This is a genomic window from Nostoc sp. (genome assembly GCF_036917515.1).
Taxonomy (GTDB): domain Bacteria; phylum Cyanobacteriota; class Cyanobacteriia; order Cyanobacteriales; family Nostocaceae; genus Nostoc.
Window position 1 is genome coordinate 1 of the sequence record NZ_JBALDE010000256.1, and the last position, 19,978, is coordinate 19,978.

Annotated in this window: 16 protein-coding genes; 8 read left to right on the top strand and 8 right to left on the bottom strand. The window is 40.5% G+C overall.

What is annotated here, in order from left to right; all coding sequences use genetic code 11:
• Positions 1-78 precede the first annotated feature (78 nt).
• Both V7K89_RS32580 and V7K89_RS32585 read right to left on the bottom strand, forming a co-directional pair.
• Positions 79-294, bottom strand: coding sequence for a hypothetical protein (locus tag V7K89_RS32580; RefSeq protein ID WP_335194778.1), 216 nt, complete (start codon positions 292-294; stop codon positions 79-81).
• A 350-nt stretch (positions 295-644) separates the two neighbouring features.
• Positions 645-1,772: an acyltransferase family protein gene (locus V7K89_RS32585; RefSeq protein ID WP_335194780.1), complete on the bottom strand. Its 1,128-nt coding sequence runs from the start codon at positions 1,770-1,772 to the stop codon at positions 645-647.
• 503 nt (positions 1,773-2,275) lie between these two features.
• On the opposite strand from V7K89_RS32585, the gene V7K89_RS32590 reads away from it, so the two are divergent.
• The 3 genes from V7K89_RS32590 to V7K89_RS32600 all read left to right on the top strand — a co-directional run bounded on the left by V7K89_RS32590 (position 2,276) and on the right by V7K89_RS32600 (position 8,655).
• A complete protein-coding gene (locus tag V7K89_RS32590) occupies positions 2,276-7,738 on the top strand; it encodes a Calx-beta domain-containing protein (RefSeq protein ID WP_335194782.1) in 5,463 nt (1,820 codons plus the stop codon).
• A gap of 294 nt (positions 7,739-8,032) precedes the next feature.
• On the top strand, positions 8,033-8,497 hold the full coding sequence (locus V7K89_RS32595; protein ID WP_335194784.1) for a helix-turn-helix domain-containing protein: 465 nt from the start codon (positions 8,033-8,035) through the stop codon (positions 8,495-8,497).
• Positions 8,494-8,655, top strand: coding sequence for a hypothetical protein (locus V7K89_RS32600; protein ID WP_335194785.1), 162 nt, complete (start codon positions 8,494-8,496; stop codon positions 8,653-8,655). The genes V7K89_RS32595 and V7K89_RS32600 overlap by 4 nt, the downstream gene beginning before the upstream one ends.
• Here V7K89_RS32600 and gatA read toward each other — a convergent pair.
• A complete protein-coding gene (gene gatA, locus V7K89_RS32605) occupies positions 8,621-10,081 on the bottom strand; it encodes an Asp-tRNA(Asn)/Glu-tRNA(Gln) amidotransferase subunit GatA (protein ID WP_335194788.1) in 1,461 nt (486 codons plus the stop codon). The genes V7K89_RS32600 and gatA overlap by 35 nt on opposite strands.
• 347 nt (positions 10,082-10,428) lie before the next feature.
• Here gatA and V7K89_RS32610 point away from each other — a divergent pair, with 347 nt between their 5' ends.
• Entirely contained in the window at positions 10,429-11,781 is a 1,353-nt protein-coding gene (locus V7K89_RS32610) for a helix-hairpin-helix domain-containing protein (protein ID WP_335194790.1), read from the top strand.
• A gap of 201 nt (positions 11,782-11,982) precedes the next feature.
• Positions 11,983-12,579: a hypothetical protein gene (locus V7K89_RS32615; RefSeq protein ID WP_335194870.1), complete on the top strand. Its 597-nt coding sequence runs from the start codon at positions 11,983-11,985 to the stop codon at positions 12,577-12,579.
• A 114-nt stretch (positions 12,580-12,693) separates the two neighbouring features.
• On the opposite strand, the gene V7K89_RS32620 is transcribed toward V7K89_RS32615, so the two are convergent.
• The 5 genes from V7K89_RS32620 to V7K89_RS32640 all read right to left on the bottom strand — a co-directional run bounded on the left by V7K89_RS32620 (position 12,694) and on the right by V7K89_RS32640 (position 17,270).
• Positions 12,694-13,296 (bottom strand): cytochrome c oxidase subunit 3, encoded by a 603-nt coding sequence (locus V7K89_RS32620; RefSeq protein ID WP_335194792.1) that lies wholly within the window; start codon positions 13,294-13,296, stop codon positions 12,694-12,696.
• 164 nt (positions 13,297-13,460) lie between these two features.
• Positions 13,461-15,122 (bottom strand): cytochrome c oxidase subunit I, encoded by a 1,662-nt coding sequence (gene ctaD, locus V7K89_RS32625; RefSeq protein WP_335194794.1) that lies wholly within the window; start codon positions 15,120-15,122, stop codon positions 13,461-13,463.
• Positions 15,123-15,136: 14 nt separating this feature from the next.
• Entirely contained in the window at positions 15,137-16,051 is a 915-nt protein-coding gene (locus V7K89_RS32630; protein ID WP_335194872.1) for a cytochrome c oxidase subunit II, read from the bottom strand.
• Positions 16,052-16,155: 104 nt separating this feature from the next.
• A complete protein-coding gene (locus tag V7K89_RS32635; protein ID WP_335194796.1) occupies positions 16,156-16,773 on the bottom strand; it encodes a DUF2231 domain-containing protein in 618 nt (205 codons plus the stop codon).
• A complete protein-coding gene (locus V7K89_RS32640) occupies positions 16,770-17,270 on the bottom strand; it encodes a DUF2231 domain-containing protein (RefSeq protein ID WP_335194798.1) in 501 nt (166 codons plus the stop codon). The genes V7K89_RS32635 and V7K89_RS32640 overlap by 4 nt, the downstream gene beginning before the upstream one ends.
• Here V7K89_RS32640 and V7K89_RS32645 point away from each other — a divergent pair.
• The 3 genes from V7K89_RS32645 (at position 17,252) to V7K89_RS32655 (ending at position 19,965) form a co-directional block, all read left to right on the top strand.
• Positions 17,252-17,392 carry a hypothetical protein gene (locus V7K89_RS32645; RefSeq protein WP_335194800.1) on the top strand — a complete coding sequence of 47 codons (141 nt, stop codon included), beginning with the start codon at positions 17,252-17,254 and terminating at the stop codon, positions 17,390-17,392. The two genes, V7K89_RS32640 and V7K89_RS32645, sit on opposite strands and share 19 nt — an antisense overlap.
• A 642-nt stretch (positions 17,393-18,034) precedes the next feature.
• Entirely contained in the window at positions 18,035-19,036 is a 1,002-nt protein-coding gene (locus V7K89_RS32650; protein WP_335194801.1) for a metal ABC transporter substrate-binding protein, read from the top strand.
• A gap of 149 nt (positions 19,037-19,185) precedes the next feature.
• Positions 19,186-19,965, top strand: a complete 780-nt coding sequence (locus V7K89_RS32655) for a metal ABC transporter ATP-binding protein (RefSeq protein ID WP_335194803.1) — start codon at positions 19,186-19,188, stop codon at positions 19,963-19,965.
• The last annotated feature ends 13 nt before the right edge of the window (positions 19,966-19,978 follow it).

Here is a 19,978-nt window from a genome sequence, read left to right on the forward strand (position 1 = left end):
CTCCGAGACTTTTATTTATATTGCGATGATACGTATTATGCTTCGACGACTCGCATGAGTTTTTACTTTCTTGGACTTTTAAAACATCCTCTTAGGATTTGTTCTTACTTTATTTGTTTCAACAATTACCTGTTGTTCCAATGGTGAAAGGTAACTCGCCTTTGCTAATAAAGTTGGATTAGTTTGTACTGCTGGGTTAGAGTTGGTTACAGAGGGTTTAGGTTGAAGCAGTTGATTTGAGCAGCCCAATATCAAGGTAATTGGCAAAAATACCCAAAAATTCATGTGACGCATCGATTACCTCACAATTTTTCTATGGATTAATTTAGTGAATAGAAGAAATAAGAATTTTCAACGCACAGATAAGTCTGTAGACGCTTCTGCCGTTAGAAACGATATCAGGACTGATACCAATTCAAAATTAAGAAAGCCAGATAGAACAAAGGTATGTCCGTATGTACCTGTCGCATTCTTTTTTCAAATTGGTATGATTTAAGTAAGTTTGCTAAAAAAGCGCAGATTAACGCGCCAATAATATTGATAAAGTTGCGATTGCCTTTGTTCCTAAAGTGTTACAAATCTATTAATTAACACTTGTTGTAACATTGAAAACACGAAAACGTAAATAACAACAAAAATCTTTTTTATACTTTCAGAAACCAGCGTTGCCGATACATCAGAAAACCAACAGCCCACCACAACAACACTGTGACTAAGGCAAATAACAGGGAACCATTCAGCACACCCGCCCAAGATGCAAAAAAATTCTGGTAAATCCAATTGTAGGTACTGGGAGCGTCTTTGCCAATGCCAATAGTAGTTTTGACTAAAATTTTAATTAACAAAACTGATGCAACGAAAAGAGCGATCGCATTTAAGCCCATAATTTCAAAAGGTTTACTCCAGCGACGTATCAGCCTTACTTCGATGAATTCATAACAAGCTGCTAGCAATAGTAACGCCCAACCTGTTGTAAATACTACATAAGAACTTGTCCACAACTTTTTGTTAATAGGAAATGTCCACCCCCACGCCCAACCGATAATTAAGCAACCGACTCCAAATAATCCTAAACCGATACTTGTACGTGACTGTACAGGTTGACTGCGTATCCATTGACCAGCGAAGTAGCCAGTGAGGACGCTTACTATGGCGGGAATAGTACTGAAAAGTCCTTCTGGATCTCCTATAAAGTTAAAACCATCACCTTTATATAAATGTGCATTGGGAATAATCAGGCGGTCAACATAAGCACCGAAATTACCTTCTCGCGTCAAAACGCCCGCACCATATTCGGGTACTGCAACATACATCATCGTTAGCCAGTAGCCAATGAGTAGCACTACTGCTAGTATCCATTGACCTTTGCGCGGAAGGTTGAGAACAGCTAGGGAAGCCAGCAGATAAGTAAGGCTGATGCGCTGCAACACTCCCATAATCCGGATACTATTCAAATCAAAAGTCCAAATACCTTGATTCCAAAAGCCATTTAGTAGCAATCCCAAGGCAAAGAGAATAGCGGCGCGGCGCAATATCCGCCAGTAAATAGCTGAGGTTGGTTTATTGCCTTCAGTGTACTTTGACAGCGAGAAAGTCATTGCTACACCGATAATGAAGAGAAAGAAGGGAAATACCAAGTCCGTTGGCGTGCAGCCGTGCCAATCGGCGTGGGCTAAGGGAGGATATACATCATCTGCAACACCCGCCATATTGACGAGAATCATTCCAGCGATGGTAATGCCACGAAAAACATCCAGTGAAGTCAGGCGCATAGACGAAATCTTGTATTAGATGAGTATCTAAGTTACCCCGGTTGATGAAGGTAATCAAGCAAAATTTATCGGTTTACTTGCCAAATATAGTTTTTCATCAAGGTTCCTGCCCATACTTTGTACAAATTAAAAGTACGCGATCGCACCCAAGCTACAGTTTTAGACATCGAAAAAGGATTAGTAGTACCAGAACTGTTAATAAAGCTAGATATACTCAAATTTCAGTCAATCTATTGCTATTTAAGTGTAAATGCAGTTGTCTTGTTACTAATCTTAGTATAAATTGCTATAAGCAAAAAGCTATGACTAAAAAACAGCTAACTTTATTTAAGGCGTGCTTGCTTATATAACAACTAAAAATATTGTGATTTTGTCTTATTAGAGCAAAGGTTTAATTACCGATTTAATTTGGGAATGAAAGCGAATGCATAGTCATTCACTTTCTATTTTGTTATGCGTGAAAAATATTATCAAGTTAACTAAAGCTAAAAAATTATTAATCTATGATAAATTTACCAGAAAATAATCACCCAGAAACCAAAAATCAGTTTACTAAGAAATTACTAGAAGCAAGCGCAAATATTTTTTTCATAGATCCAAAAGTTATAGATTACCAAAACTTGCTAGCTAGTATCGTACTTGGTAGTGAAGTCGTTATTCTTGATGCTAATAGAGACGGTTTAGCACAAATCACCGAGTTTATAGCCAAACGTGAATCCAATTCAGTTCAATCAATTCACATTGTTTCCCACGGAAGTGTCGGGAGTTTACAACTAGGGTCAATCAACTTCAACCTTAGCAACCTGGATAGCTACAAAAATCAGTTACAAAAATGGGCAAGTGCTTTAACTGATCAAGCTGACATCCTACTTTATGGCTGTGATGTAGCCAGTGGTGAAGGCACAAAATTTGTGCAGCAGATTAGCCGAATTACTGGAGCAGATGTTGCCGCTTCTAATGATAAAACCGGAAGTGCAGCTTTAGGTGGCGACTGGGATTTAGAAGTGAAGACGGGTAAAATTGAGGCTTCTCTAGCATTTAAACCGGAAGTAATACAGGCTTACCAATCTATTTTGCCAGCTAGTTTTTCTGGCATATACTCTCAAAACTTCAATACATTAGCTGCTTCGGGAACATCTATTGCTTGGACTAATGATTCAACTATTTCAGGCTGGTATTCCACAAGAACAAATTATAACGCTGGTTCTGGCACTAATAATGCAGGTGCATTGTACAGTTTTGGTACAACTACAGACCGGGCACTTGGTTCTGTCGCTTCTGCTAATACAGGAACTATTTATTATGGGTTGCGCCTTCAAAATAATACAGGTTCATCAATTACTAAATTGCAAGTAAGTTACACGGGTGAGCAATGGCGTAATGGTGGTAATATATCGCAGCAACAGCTGAAATTCAGTTATCAAACTGGGTCAACTCTCACAAGTTTGACAACAGGAACATGGACGCCTGTGACATCGCTAGATTTCACCGGGCCAATTGCAAATGCAACTACAGGTGCCGTAAATGGTAATCAAATTGCCAATCGAGTTGTCATCACACCTGTAACAATTACCCTAGCTACCCCAATAGCTAACGGTGAAGAGATTATATTGCGTTGGGAAGACATAGATGATGGAGGCAACGATCATGGTTTAGCTATTGACGATGTATCTGTCAAAGTAGATGGCACTACTTATATAGTAACTAACACTAATGACAGCGGTGCTGGCTCCTTAAGGCAAGCTATTATCAATGCCAATAACGATCCAGGAATTGAGACAATCCTCTTTGATACGACTGGAATATTCGGTGATGCCACCCCCGACACCATTACCCTCACTTCTGGAGAATTGAATGTTACTGAAGGAGTGATCATTCAAGGAACAAGGGCTAATAAACTTACCATCAGTGGTAACAATACTTCCCGTGTTTTTTATGCCACTGCCTCCCTCTCAATTGATGGGTTGAAGATAACTGGGGGAAATGCAGGTAATAGTAATGGTGGTGGCATTTACAGTACCAGTAGCGTCACAGTCAGCAACAGTACTATTTCTGGCAACACTACGAACAGCTATGGCGGCGGCATTTACAGTACCAGTAGTGTCATAGTCAGCGATAGCAGTATTTCTGGCAACACCGCGAACAGCAATGGCGGCGGCATCTACAGCAGTAGTGCTACAGTCAGTGATAGCAGTATTTCTGGCAACATAGCAAACCTTGGAGGAGGCATCTACAGCAGCAATGCCACAGTTAGCAATAGTACTCTTTCTGGCAACACCGCGAACAGCAATGGTGGCGGCATTTTCAGCAGTACTAGTGTCACCATAAGCAATAGCACTATTTCTAGCAATACGGCAAAAACTCATGGTGGCGGCATCTACAGCAGCAATGCCACAGTTAGCAATAGCACTATATTTAGTAACATTGCTGATAGTGATAATAATGGACAAGGTGATGGTGGCGGCATTTATAAATCTAGCGGCACGGCGAGCATCAGTAATAGCATCATTGCTGGTAATATTGACCCAGGTAATCAAGGAGCCGATGTCTTTGGTAATAACTTCAATGGTAATGCTTACAACCTAATTGGCAAAATTGCTGGTAAATCATCCGGCACTCTGGGTACGAGTACAGATATTATTAACCCCAACCCCGGACTCAAACCGCTAGGAGATTATGGTGGTTCTACACAAACTCACGCTCTATACTTTAACAGTCCAGCCAGAAATGCTGGCGATCCAGTTTACAGTGGTGGTTTAACTACCGATCAGCGTGGCACAGATTTTAACCGTATTGAAAGCGGGAGAATTGACATTGGAGCATTTGAATATGTGCTTCCAAAAGTCAACTTTGGTGCTGCTACGTACAATACAACAGAAGATAGTACCGCCACTACAGTAACTATTTCTGTTACCTTAAATGCTTCTCCCGAAACTGCTGTTACAGTTCCTATTGTCGTCAAAAGCAATAGCACGGCTATTAGTGGCAACGATTACACTTTTTCCCCCACTACCATCTCCTTTACTGCTGGCGCAACAGGCTCAAATTTAACAAAGCTAATTACTTTTACTATTAACCCAGACGATTTACCTGAGAATGCAGAAACAGTTGTACTCAACTTCGGCACGTTAACAGGGGCTGATTTGGGGACAATAACTGAAACTACTCTAAATATTGCTGCTAATGATTCGATTCAATATGGAATTTCCACCGCCACCTCAAATTTGACTGAAGGTAATGGCGGTACTCAAGCTATTACCTTCACGGTTACTCGCAGTGGTGGTATTGGTGTGGCTAGTACCGTAAATTATGCTTTTAACGGTGCGGCAATTTTTGGCAGTGACTATAACAATATTCAAGTGACAGGTGGAGGAACTGCTGCATCTGGGACTTTAAGCTTCGCTGTTGGGGAAACCACAAAAACAATTACAGCCGATGTTTTAGGTGACAACACATTTGAACTCAATGAAGATATTACTGTTATCTTGAGTAACCCCAACCTCACAACTGCGCCAGCAAATTCTACAATTACTAACAGTTTGGCTACAGTAAACATCATCAACGATGATAGCCAACCAACTATCAGCATCTCGGATGTCTCAGTTATTGAAGGTAATACAGGCATAACAACTAACGCTAACTTTACTATCACTCTCTCTAATCCCAGTTATCAACCGATTAGTGTAAATTACAATACAAATGATGGTACTGCTAAGGCTGCTGACTCTGATTACAATTCGACTTTAGGGACGATTACTTTCAATCCTGGCGAAACCAGTAAAATCCTTAGCATTGGTGTCATCGGCGATAACAAATTTGAAACTGACGAGACATTTTCTGTCAATCTTTTGGGTGTAACAAATTCTACAATTCTTGATAGTTTAGGAGTTGCTACCATCTTTAACGATGACAACCAACCAACTATTACTATCTCGGATGTCTCACTTATTGAAGGCAATACAGGCACAACAAATAATGCTAATTTTACTATCACTCTCTCCAATGCCAGTTATCAGCCGATTAGTGTAAATTACAATACGAGTGATAGTACTGCTACTATTGCTGACTCTGATTACAATTCGGCTTTAGGGACAATCGTTTTCAATCCTGATGAAACCAGCAAAACTCTTAGTATTGGTGTTGTAAGCGATAACAAATTTGAAACCGACGAGACATTTTCCGTCAATCTTTTAGGTGCGACAAATGCCGCGATCGCAGATAACTTAGGAGTTGCTACCATCATTAACGATGATAACCAACCAACTATCACTATCTCTAATGTTTCGGTTTCTGAAGGTAACATAGGCACAACAACTAACGCTAACTTTACTATCAGTCTTTCTAATCCTAGTTCTCAACAGATTACTGTAAATTACAACACTAGTGATGATACTGCTAACGCTGCTGACTCTGATTACAATTCGGCTTTAGGGACGATTACTTTTAATCCTGGCGAAACCAGTAAAACCCTTAGCATTGCTGTTGTAGGCGATAACAAATTTGAAACCGACGAGACATTTTTTGTCAATCTTTTGAGTGCAACAAATGCCGCGATTGCAGATAAGTTAGGAGTTGCTACCATCATTAACGATGATAACCAACCAACTATCACTATCTCTAATATTTCGGTTTCTGAAGGTAACATAGGCACAACAACTAACGCTAACTTTACTATCAGTCTTTCTAATCCTAGTTCTCAACAGATTACTGTAAATTACAACACTAGTGATGATACTGCTAACGCTGCTGACTCTGATTACAATTCGGCTTTAGGGACGATTACTTTTAATCCTGGCGAAACCAGTAAAACCCTTAGCATTGCTGTTGTAGGCGATAACAAATTTGAAACCGACGAGACATTTTTTGTCAATCTTTTGAGTGCAACAAATGCTGCAATCGCAGATAACTTAGGAGTTGCTACCATCATTAACGATGACAATCAACCAACTATCAGCATTTCGGATGTCTCAGTTATTGAAGGCAACACAGGCACAACAACTAATGCTAACTTTACTATTACTCTCTCCAATGCCAGTTACCAGCAAGTTACTATAAATTACAACACCAGTGATGGTACTGCTACTATTGCTGACTCTGATTACAATTCGACTTTGGGGACGATTACTTTTAATCCTGGTGAAACTAGCAAAACTCTTAATATTGGTGTCATCGGCGATAACAAAGCTGAAACTAACGAGACATTTTCTGTCAATCTTTTGAGTGCGACAAATGCCGCGATCGCAGATAACTTAGGAGTTGCTACCATCATCAACGATGATAACCCAACAACTGTCAGCATCTCGGATGTCTCAATTGCTGAAGGTAACATAAGTACAATAACTAATGCTAACTTTATCGTCACTCTCTCCGCACCGAGTTTGCAGCAGGTTACTGTAAATTACAACACGAGTGATGGCACTGCTAAAGTTTCTGACTCTGATTACAACCCTGCTTCCGGGACGATTGTTTTCAATCCGGGCGAAACTACCAAAACTCTTGGTATTAGTGTCATAGGTGATAACAAACCTGAAAACAACGAGACATTTTCTGTTAATATCTTTGGTGCTACAAATACCACGATTACTGATAGCTTGGGAGTGGCTACTATTATAAATGATGACCAACCTCCAGCTATTAGCATTGCAGATGTATCAGTCAAAGAAGGCACAACAGGGATGATAACTAATGCTAATTTTGTCGTCACTCTCTCTAATGAATTTTATCAAAGGGTGATTGTAAATTACAGTACGAGTGATGGTACTGCTAAAGAATCTGACTCGGATTACAATTTTGGGCTGGGGACAATTATTTTTGATCCTGGCGAAATCAGCAAGTTTATTAGTATTGGTGTCAGAGGTGATAATAAAGTTGAACCCAATGAAACATTTTTTGTCAATATTTATGGTGCAGCAAATGCCATATTTAATAATAACCAAGGAGTTGGCACAATCAAGAATGATGACTAATCGTTATTGAACAGAAGATTAGCGATCGCTGCAATTATCCCAGCCCAAAGTAATGTTAGGAAAATATTTGTATTATAAGTTATACCTTGCTAATTTTAGCGCCCAAATTTTTATTTTTTAAAGTTACTAATTATGACAAAATTTGTACTTGTTTATAGTTGGAATAGCATTTTAAAATACAGGATTAAGCCATTCTCAAAAAAATTTATCCTAAAATTAAATATTCAGTAAAATTACGTATGCAGATTGAAGTCTTCTCAATGAAAGTAGAATTAGCCCATACAGGAGAAGACTGTGACACTCTTAAATGCAGCTCAAGTAGAGCAACTAAAGGAAATAACCACACGCTTGCGACAAGTAAGACAAGAAAAATCTATCCGCATAGAAGAAATAGCCTCTCAGACGATGCTTCGAGTAGGTATTTTGCAAGCTTTAGAAGAAGATCGATTTGAAGAATTACCTGAGCCAATTTTTCTTCAAGGATTCATCCGTCGTTATGGAGATGCTTTAGGGCTGGATGGAAATGCTTTATCGTACAGCCTTATAACCAATGTTGTTTGTCAAGACTCCAAAAATGCTTATCACAATTCAGATAACAAACAAAATACATACATACCTCTTGTTCTGACCTATCTTTTATTATTGGTCGGTGCGTCTGCTGGTCTTCTTCATATACTTAATCCACAACTTACAGCTGAATCCCTGACTCCAGAAGACAATAATCAACAGTCACTAGTCAGTAATCAGACTAACAAATGACCAAAAACGTAGAGGGAGTGGGGAGTTGGGAGTGGGAAGCAGAGGAAAATGAGGGAGACAAGGCAGACAAAAAGAATACCGATGTCCAATACCCAATGCCCAATGCCCCATACCCATTTTCAATCAAGATATTTGCGGTTTACGTAGATGCCAAGTAGTTGATTGCTCGTAGGCATAAGCTACCTGAAACAGTAGGTCTTCTCGCAGCACATTGCCAATTAGCTGTAATCCTATCGGTAGCCCCTGTTCGTCAAAACCACATGGCAAACTTAAACTAGGTAAACCAGCAAGATTCACAGGAATAGTCATCAAGTCATTTAAATACATACTCAAGGGGTCAGTAGTTTTTTCCCCTGCTTTGAATGCTGTAGTCGGAGATGTGGGACAAACTAACACATCAACCGCGCCAAAAGCCCTTTCAAAGTCTTGCTTAATCAAGGTGCGGACTTTTTGCGCTTTCAGGTAGTAGGCGTCATAATAGCCAGCCGAGAGGGCGTAAGTGCCAATCATAATCCGGCGTTTGACTTCTGTACCAAAACCGGCTGCACGGGTACGAGTGTACATTGATAGCAGATTATCTGCATCAGGAGCGCGATACCCATATTTAACGCCATCGTAACGAGCTAGGTTTGCTGATGCTTCTGATGGGGCGATGATGTAGTAAGTGGGTAAGCCATAACGAAAGCGGGGACAAGAAATTATATGAATTTCCGCTCCTAGACTTTGTAGTTGATCCACTGCTTTGGTAACAGCTTGTTCTACAACAGAGTCTAAACCTTCACCAAAAGTTTCTTTAATAATACCAATTTTTAGCTGACCTCTGGGTTTGAAGTTTGGTTTTAAGCTGGCAGCATAGTTGGGAATGGCAACCTTCAGGCTGGTAGAGTCTTTGGAATCGTAACCTGCGATCGCACCTAATAATATTGCCGCATCTTCCACTGTGTTTCCAAATGGCCCAATTTGATCCAAAGACGAAGCGTAAGCCACCAAACCATAACGAGAAACCAAACCATAAGTGGGTTTCATCCCCACCACACCGCAGAAAGATGCAGGTTGGCGAATCGAACCGCCAGTATCAGAACCAAGAGCAACTACACATTCTTGGGATGCCACCGCCGCCGCCGAACCCCCTGAAGAACCACCTGGAACTCGTGACAAATCCCAAGGATTAGCCGTGACTTGATAGGCAGAGTTTTCTGTAGAACTACCCATTGCAAACTCATCCAAGTTGGTTTTGCCTACCATTACTGCCCCAGCATCTGCTAGTTTTTGCGTCACTGTTGATTCATAAGGCGGCACAAAATTTTCCAAAATCCGGGAGGCGCACGTGGTAGGAATTCCCTTAGTACACATATTGTCCTTAATACCCACAGGAATGCCCGCTAGCAGCCCAATTTCTTCTCCTGCGGCAATTTTGGCATCCACAGCACCTGCCTGCTCTAATGCCCGATTTGCCGTCACACATAAAAAGCTGTGCAATTTCGGCTCTAACGCTTGAATGCGCTCTAAAGCTTCTTGGGTAATTTCAACGGCAGAACGTTCTCTTTTAACCAGCTGTTGGTGCAACTCGCGGATGGATGCCATGATTGCTCTCTTTGTGACTCAAATCATTGATTCTAGTACATATTGGTCAAAATTGGGTATTAGTTATTGGGCTTTGGGCATTGCTTAGTCTTCTGTGCTTGTCATTCCTCATTCATCTGACTAAGCGGATTAATATGTATTGAAATATGTTTAATATGTTTTTCAAAACAGCAAATACATGGCTATCAACCATCTATTGAATAGTTTGTCAAAGTTTTCATATATTGACTACTTTTGTGTAAGAGTGTAGCAGTGTTTTCTAATGATATAATTTTGTATTACACCTTATTAATACTACAAAATTCATAATTTTATCAATTCCACAAAATTTTTCGAGGTAAGGTAGGATGATAAAAATAGCCACACGGAAATATTTAGGCAAACAAAATGTTTATGACATTGGAGTTGAGCGTGACCATAATTTTGTAATCAAAAATGGCTTAATAGCTGCTAATTGTTTCAATAAATCTCATTCAACAGCCTATGGTTATGTAACTTATCAAACAGCATATTTAAAAGCTAATTACCCATTGGAATATATGGCGGCACTGTTAACAGCTAACAGTGGTGATACCGAGAAAGTACAGAGATATATTACTAACTGTACAAATATGGGGATTTCCATAGATCCGCCAGATATTAATCGTTCTGGTGTTGATTTTACGCCAACGGCAGGCAAGATTCTGTTTGGATTTTCGGCGGTGCGTAACGTGGGACAAAATGCGATCGCTTCTATTTTGGAGGCAAGAAATGAGACAGGAGAGTTTAAATCACTTGCTGATTTTTGCGATCGCGTGGATTTACGTGCTGTTAACCGCCGAACCCTAGAGTCGCTAATTTACTGTGGAGCCTTTGACAAAATTGAACCCAATCGCCAACAGTTAATTAACGATTCAGAATTAGTGTATGATTGGGCACAATCTCGTGCAAAAGATAGAGCCACTGGTCAAGGAAATCTATTTGATTTATTGGGCGACGGCTTTTCTTTGACTCAAAATAAAAGAGCAAATAATGCCTTTGAAACTGCTCCCAAATCTAAACCTGTGACGGATTTACCCCCACAGAAAAAGTTGCAGATGGAGAAAGAATTATTAGGCTTTTATGTATCAGATCATCCTCTAAAATCCTTACGGCAAATAGCACCACTTTTGACTCCAATTAATCTTTCGCAGTTGGGAGAACAAAGAGAAGATACAAGGCTTTGTGCAGTTGTGATGTTGAATAATGTCAAAAAAGTGGTGACGAAAAAAGGCGATCAGATGGCAATATTGCAAATAGAAGACCTAACTATACAATCAGAAGCTGTAGTTTTTCCGAAAACTTATGAACGCATTAGTTCCCTACTCCAAGTAGATACTAGATTGATTATTTGGGGAAAAGTAGATCGACGTGATGAGCAAACTCAATTCATTCTTGAAGATGCAGAACCAGTGGAAACAGTACAAATGGTAATGGTGGAATTAAATCCCCAGCAAGCAGGTAATATGGAAGATTTACATCGCTTGAAAACAATTTTACAAGACCATTCAGTAGACAAGGAAAAGGCAAAAATGCCAGTGATTGGAATTATCCAAACTGAAACTTCTCGTAAACTTGTTCGCTTGGGTTGGCAATTTTGTGTCCAAGATTCTCGAATAACTGTTCAAGCTTTGCAAAACGCCAGTTTTCCTGCTCATATAAAATCGCTGACTGGTAGCTGACGCCAGCAATGAAAAATCCACCAGTACTGAAAAGCAGCTTAAAATTCGTTTGATGAAACTGTCAACAGTAAATTGACTTAAGTATTTAGGATTTTAATAGTTTTTTTAGTTACTTATGCGGATGAGAATTTCCTTGAGGTAGTGGTATCTTTTTATGCTAATACCCTTGAGGCTGCGACCGGGGGAAGGAGTTAGAACTTGATGATCGTCAACGAGCTACATAGATTTGTTTCATACTGTAAAAAAATTCAACCCCAAACTCACGAGGACATTCAAAAATTTTTTGAAGGAGTGATATTATTTCCTTATGATAAGGAACTTCTATTGCAAGCTTATTTATTTTTGAATATTAAAGAGTTGTTTCCCTCATGCGCTGAATTGCTATTATTTGAAAAGTCTCCAATTTCAGATTACACTGATTTAGGTAAGTGTGATTTTGTCTTCCTGACTTTTAAAGGTAGTTTGTTTTTAATTGAAACTAAGTTTATTGATACAGAAGCAACTGGAGCAACGGAACGAAAAAGAAGAAATAAGCATAGAAACAAGGTATTTGAGCAAGTTATTACTTTAAAAGGTCGATTTAGCGAATATTGGAATATGAGGCTAGATCAGTTAGAGTGCGGGGTTTTCACAACAGATGCAGAAGTTGCTTGGCGAGGAAATGGTATGAATGTCACATCTAAATCAATATCTATAGATAAGCTCGAACAATGGCGAAGAAGTTATCACAGTAGTGAAAGATTTTTATCTCATCAAGATGGGTCAAAGTTTGAGGAAAGGTTGAATTTGAAAGGTTGAACTAAGACCCAAATATAGTTATTACAGTGAATGGTGTATGGGGCATAAAAGTAATTAACAATGCCACATACACCAACCTAGAGAAATTATCTGGGTTTTCCTTCCCATTAATCTTTACTGCCAAACATAGATTAGGACAAACAAAATAATCCAGATAACATCGACGAAGTGCCAAAACAATGAGGTTGCATTTACGCCGTAGTGACCTGTATCATAATTGCCAGGTAGGAATGAACGTACCAAAATTATCAATTGCAACAAAATACCAGTGAAAACGTGCAAACCGTGGAAGCCTGTAAGCAGATAGAACGTTCCACCAAATACGCCGGAGGTGAAACCAAAGGCTAGACCCTTCCATTCAATCGCCTGTCCAACTAAAAAGTAAGTTCCCATCGCTATTGTTGCCAATAGAAACAGGCGAAATTTTACTAAGTCGTGGCGTTGAAGAGCGCGTTCTGCTAAGTAAATTACAAAGCTACTAGCAACAAGAATTACTGTATTGATTGCTGGTTCTTTTACTTCTAGTCCAGAAACACCTGCTGGTAGCCAATTAGGTGTTGTTGTTTTATAGATGGCATATCCGGCGAAAAAACTCAAGAAAATGACGCTTTCTGACAGCAGGAAAACAATGAAGCCAAACATTTTATTGCCTTCTTCGTCGTGGCTGTGTTCTGCGCTTGTATGGTGCAATTCTTCGGAATTGATATAGCTGTCCATTTTGCTTTTTGAAGGGGAATTTGAAACGCAAAGGTACGCAAAGGGAAGCGCAGAGAGAAGTCGGAGCAGCGGCTTCCGCCGATCTGAACTTCTCCTATCGGAGACGCTGCGCGAACGGTGGGTACGCGGAGGGTTTTTGCGTCTTCCCGATGGTTTGCGTGCGTTTATTCTGGGAGGTTGGCTGTCAAGGGTTCTGATTTACCGTAGCCGTAGGGTTCGGAGATGATGATGGGAATTTCTTCAAAGTTTTCTACTGGGGGTGGTGAAGAAACTAACCACTCTAGTCCAATTGCCCGCCAAGGATTATCAGGTGCTTTCTCGCCTTGCATCCAAGAAATCACCATATTGAAAATGAAGGGTAAGGTGGACATTCCCAATAGGAATCCGCCGAGGCTAGCGATGACATTCCAGTATTGATACTCTGGGGCGTAGGAAGCAACTCGGCGTAACATTCCTTGCAATCCTAATGGGTGCATGGGCAAAAAGTTGAGGTTAGTGCCGATGAATGCTAGCCAGAAGTGGATTTTACCCCAGCTTTCGGAGTACATCCGTCCGGTCATTTTGGGGAACCAGTGATAGATGGCAGCATACAAGCCCATTGTCACAGTGCCGTAGAGAACGTAGTGGAAGTGTCCCACCACAAAGTAAGTGTTATTCACGTGGACATCCACGGGCACAGAGGAAAGCATGATGCCTGTGATACCTGCGAAGACAAACATGATCAATGCACCTAGGGCGAACAGCATCGGTGTATGCAGTCGCAGTTTACCGCCCCAAATCGTTGCCACCCAAGCGAATACTTTAATTCCTGTGGGCACAGATACACACATCGTCGTCAGCATGAAAATCAACCGCATCCAACCTGATGTACCGCTGGTGTACATGTGGTGTACCCAAACGATAGCGCTGACTACGGCAATCAAGATAGATGAAACGGCAACTACTTTGTAACCAAATAGAGGTTTACGTGAATAAACTGGGAAGATTTCCGAGAAAATCGCAAAGACGGGCAAAATAATCACGTAAACAGCGGGGTGGGAGTAAAACCAGAAGTAATGCTGGAACATAACTGGATTCCCACCCTTGGTAGGGTCGAAAAAGGCGGTGCCAGCAGTTAGGTCGAGTAGCAGCATTACCGCACCAGCCGTCAGTGCAGGTAGTCCGAATAGTTGGATAATCTGGGCACTAAACACTCCCCAGACAAACATGGGCATCCGAAAGAAGCCCATTCCTGGGGCCCGCATCTTGACGATTGTGGTGACAAAGTTTACTGCCCCCATAATTGAGGATACGCCAGATATTGCTACCGCCAAGAGCCAGATAACTTGACCATTAATTAAGTTACCTGTGGGGTTTTGGAGACTGACTGGTGGGTAAGACCACCAACCGGCTTGGGCTGGGCCACCAGGAACAAAGAAACTACCCATCATCAAAATCCCAACTACTGGCACCATCCAAAAGGCGACGGCATTCAGGCGGGGAAATGCCATATCTCGCGCCCCAATCATCAGGGGTACTAGATAGTTGGCAAAACCAACCAGTGAGGGAAATGTCCACAAAAACAGCATCACAGTGCCGTGCATGGTGAACATCCCGTTATAGACGGTGCGATCGACTAAATCTGATTCGGGTGTCATCAGTTCTCCCCGCATCACCATCGCAAAGATACCGCCGACGAGAAAGAAGAAGAATGAGGTAACGAGATACTGGATACCAATAACTTTATGATCGGTACTAAAGCTGAAGTATTCTTTCCAGTTACTTGCAGATTCGTGCTTGGGCTTCTCATTCGGGAGAAGGAGACCTTCAATAGGAATATTAGTCATCGGTTACTTTCCTTTCAACCAGGAGAATTGACTAGAACAGATGCAGCAGGTGGAACTGTAACCCAACCAGTTTGGACTGATTGATTGGATTTTTGAGCATACTCAGAAGCTGCTTGATTCTTTGCTAGGGATGGCTTTTGGGTTGCAGCTTGGGCTAGCCACTGCTGATAATTTTCAGGAGATTCAACGATTACATTCGCTTGCATAGTCGCAAAGTATGTGCCGCTATATTGGGAATCGGTCAATCGGTATTGTCCGGCAAGGATGGGAGTAAATTCAAAGTCGATCGCATGGTTAGGAATAATATCCTGCTTGAGGCGGAACGCAGGAATATAGAAGCCGTGTAAAACATCCTGTGATTTTAGTGCTAAACGTACTCGGCGATCGCTTGGTAAATGCAATTCGGTACTAGTAATATCTTTTTCTGGGTAGTGAAAAACCCACGCCCACTGTTTAGCTAGTACGTCAATTTTCTCAACAGGTTCTGCTAAGGCGTTAGCTGGTGCTGCATGAACCGATTCCATTGCCAGCGGATTATGCAGATGAACTAGTTCTGATGGGCCTTGAATTCCCATTTGTTCATAAACTTGGTAGCTGTAGCCTGCAATCCAAAATATTAAGAGAATTGGGATTGCTGTCCAAACAACTTCTAGGGTGACATTACCTTCAATCGGAGGGCCATCAGTGAAGTCATCTTTGACTGCCCGATGGAAGATTACAGAATACATCAGAGTACTTGTTACTCCCAAGAAGATGAAGGCACCAAGGGTTGCTAAGAAGCTAATCAAATCATCAATGAGTTGGGATTCGGTTGCTGCTTGGGGAGGAAGCCAAGAGTAAGTCTGCTTGCCGATCCAGAGACTGGTAGAAGTCACTGCGATCGCGCCTGTAAGCAGCGTCAAAATATTTAAAATCTTCTGGATTTTCATCATTTATTGGGTATTGGGCATGGGGCATTGGATATTGGTCATTGGGCATTGGGCATTGGGCATTGATCGTTAATCAAAGTGACAAAGGACAATTGACTAATGACTTATTTGAGTGTTGTGTTGAGGTCTTGACCTAATCGCAGCAAATTATCTGCTGTATTGTGTACGCCAAATTCGGTGGCTAGTTGCGCTCCTAGTGTGCCGTGGAGGTACATAATGAAGATGATTGCTATACCTGCGAATAGATAGAACCACTGCACTTCTCTATCTGTCTGTTTATATTCTTGTCTGCCCCAAACGAAGCGCTGCCATCCTCTCCAGACGGTCATGCTAACAATCAGCGCTAATAAGAACACACCACCCACACCATGCCAAAGCATAGTTTCCATTGCCTGTAATCCCCAAGCACTCTTGGTATCAGCTGGTGGTGCTGCTAACAGCATTTCGTAAAAGCCTGCTCCCACTGTGAAAAATGTGATGATGCTGGCAGCTAATATGTTGTACCAGCCAACATCAAAGAAGTTCTGACGTTCCACGGTAATTGCCAAAAATTTGAAGACCCATTTTTGGAAGGGGAAGAGAACACCAACAATATCAAAGGTCATGCCAATGATGAACAAACCTATTGTCAGATGGACTAAGTTGGGATGAACGGGAATGGTGTAAGGTAATCCGTTTGCGCCTAGAGAGTCGGTTAATTGGTTAATTAATTCTGAGTTCATCGCAACACACCATCCTTTATTGCTTCCACAACTGGCACGGTATGCAATCCATACACCCAAACAAGTTCATCGCCGAGATATACTTGTAAACCAACTATCAGGGTTAAAATTAATCCGGCGCTCAAATAATAAATCGATACTTTTTGCGGATTACGGGCACGAATTACATAGCGCCAAGCTGTAATCGCTGTGATAATTCCTGAAAGCGACCAACCAATTAGCGTATGCAAATTTAGCACCGATTTCGCTATGCTGTAAGGCTGTGCTAATCCCGCTTCAAACTGACCAAAAATAATCGCGACGAAGATGGCGATCGTGGCAACCAACATATTCCACCAACTCACCTCAAAAAGACCGGATTTACCGGTAAAATAGCCAATTACATCGCACAAGAAGGAAAACAACACCATCGCAATTACGAAGTGGACAACGATGGGATGAACCGTATCTGGATAGGGCAAATTGTGGTCGTTCAAAGATGTCAAATACTCAAGCATCGTCTTCTCCTGGAGATATCTACCGCACTTTGGTCAATAAATTTGGGATTTTGGATTGGCGATCGCGCAGTCTTAGCGAGCATCTTTTAGATTTATTCCGTTTCAGACGAGATATAAACTAGAAGACTTAATCAAAAATCTAAAATCGCTAGTCAAGCTTCAATAATTGATGGACACTCACTAACATCACCACAAGTATCCATCCATAATTGACCGAATTCTGTTCAATCTTTGCGCGGTGCAATACGCTTAATTATGTCTTAGCTTTTTGTAGCAAAATTTGGTTAAATTGCCTACATGAAATAATTTTGGTTTTGATTCATTTCCTTATGCCAATAGTCTGCAACAGCAATTCTTGATGTAGCTAAATCAAATCGCTGTCCTTTGTTGATTTGCTTAACCTATCTTTAGCTTAAGTAAATTTTTATGAATTGTCAAAACAATTAAAATTAAACTTTTAAAAGTTAGTTATCCAACAAAAAAATATTTTTATAATGTATTTATTTTGGCATTATTTTAAACGAAAAAAATCCAAAAATAAAATTTAGATGTAAGGATTTTTACAATAATTAAATATTTGTTTGTGATGCAAATAACAAAAATGTTTGAACTACTCAAAAAGCCCCTTAAAATAAAAAAAGGTAGAAATACAGTTGATTGCAACAGGTTCCCTTTTTTTCTTTGATATTATTTTCATAATTCTTTCATTTTTATCTTACTTCTGCTAAAGTGAGACAAAAGTGAGAAGATTATGAAATTTGTAAATGAGATTTAATATCAATAACTTTCAGATGCAACTACCGCAGTACGGACAAAGATTGGCCATAGCGTCTGGGCTGCTATTGGGGCTATGTTTAGCTGGGTGTAGCCCGTCAGCCTCCAATTCTCAACCACAGTTAAGTCCAAACTCAGCCATAACTACTACTACAAATCTAGATAAAAAAGGTAAAAAAGTAGTTCTTACCACCTTTACAGTCATTGCAGATATGGCGCAAAACGTGGCGGGAGACAAGGCGATTGTTGAATCCCTCACCAAACCAGGGGCGGAAATTCATGGTTACGAACCAACTCCTAGCGATTTGGTGAGGGCGCAAAAAGCAGACCTAATTTTGAATAATGGTCTGAATTTAGAGCGTTGGGCACAGAAATTGTATAATAGCGTTCCTAATGTACCTCACGTTACTCTAAGTGAGGGAATTAAACCTGTAGAAATTACGGAGGATGCCTATAAGGGGAAACCTAATCCCCATGCTTGGATGTCACCACAAAATGCCTTGATTTACGTAGAGAATATTCGCAAGGCATTAGTTAATTTAGACTCAGCGAATGCAGAGACTTATAATACCAATGCCAAAGCATACAGCCAAAAAATTAAAGAAGTTGATGAGAAACTGCGAAAAAGCGTGTCGGTAGTTCCAGCAGACAAACGCTATATGGTAAGCTGTGAAGGCGCTTTCTCATACGTCACCCGTGATTATGGCTTGAAAGAAGCTTATCTTTGGGCAGTTAACTCTGAACAGCAAGCTACTCCCAAACAGCTAGAAAAAGTCATTGATATAGTTAAAAAAAATAAAATACCTGTAGTTTTCTGTGAAAGTACAGTCAACGATGGAGCGCAACGTCAGGTAGCTAGAGAATCAGGAGCAAAGTTTGGTGGAGTGTTTTATGTTGATTCGCTCTCTCCAGCAAATGGGCCAGCACCAACTTATCTCAAGTTGCTAGAACTTAATATTACTACTCTAACTCAGGGATTAGAGGAAAAGTGAGCAAGTATGTAAGAATAAATTTAATTATTTAAAATTAGCCTGTAGTAAGAACTTTAGTCCTATTTTGTTATCTGTCAAACGTTACGTATTCGCAAAAATGCTGGAGTCACTTACTACAAACTAATGATTAATCTTAGAGGTGATTTTTAGTGAAATCTATTAGTATTGATGTCGAAAATCTGACAGTTGCTTACCACGGTAAAGTTGCTTTACATGGTGCTTATTTGCAAATCCCAGCAGGTTCAATTAGTGGTTTGGTGGGGATGAATGGTAGTGGTAAATCAACCCTATTTAAAGCAATTATGGGTTTTTTGAAGCCAGTTACAGGACAGGTTTTGATTAATGGCTTACCGATAAAAACTGTACAGAAAAAAAGCTTGGTCGCTTATGTACCACAATCAGAAGAAGTAGACTGGAATTTTCCAGTCAGTGTCCATGATGTGGTGATGATGGGGCGCTATGGATACATGAATATACTGCGAATTCCGGGAGCAAAAGATCACAGAGTGGTGAGAGAGAGTTTGGAAAGAGTGCAAATGTGGTCGATGCGCGATCGCCAAATAGGAGAACTCTCTGGTGGACAGAAAAAACGTGCGTTTCTTGCCCGTGCTTTAGCACAACAGGGAACAGTTTTGCTATTAGATGAACCTTTCACCGGGGTAGATATCAAAACAGAAAAAGCGATGATTGACTTATTGCTGGAATTACGAGAAGAAGGTCATACAATTTTAATTTCTACTCATGATTTACCCTCTATCACTACTTTCTGCGACCAAGTAGTACTTATCAATCGTACTATTTTAGCTTATGGAAATACATCAGAAGTTTTCACAGAAGAAAATCTGTCACGCACTTTTGGCGGTTCTCTTGTAGATTTATCTCTCAACAAAAGTCAGATAATCCGTGGAAATCAAAATGAATCTGATTGATTGATAAATATTA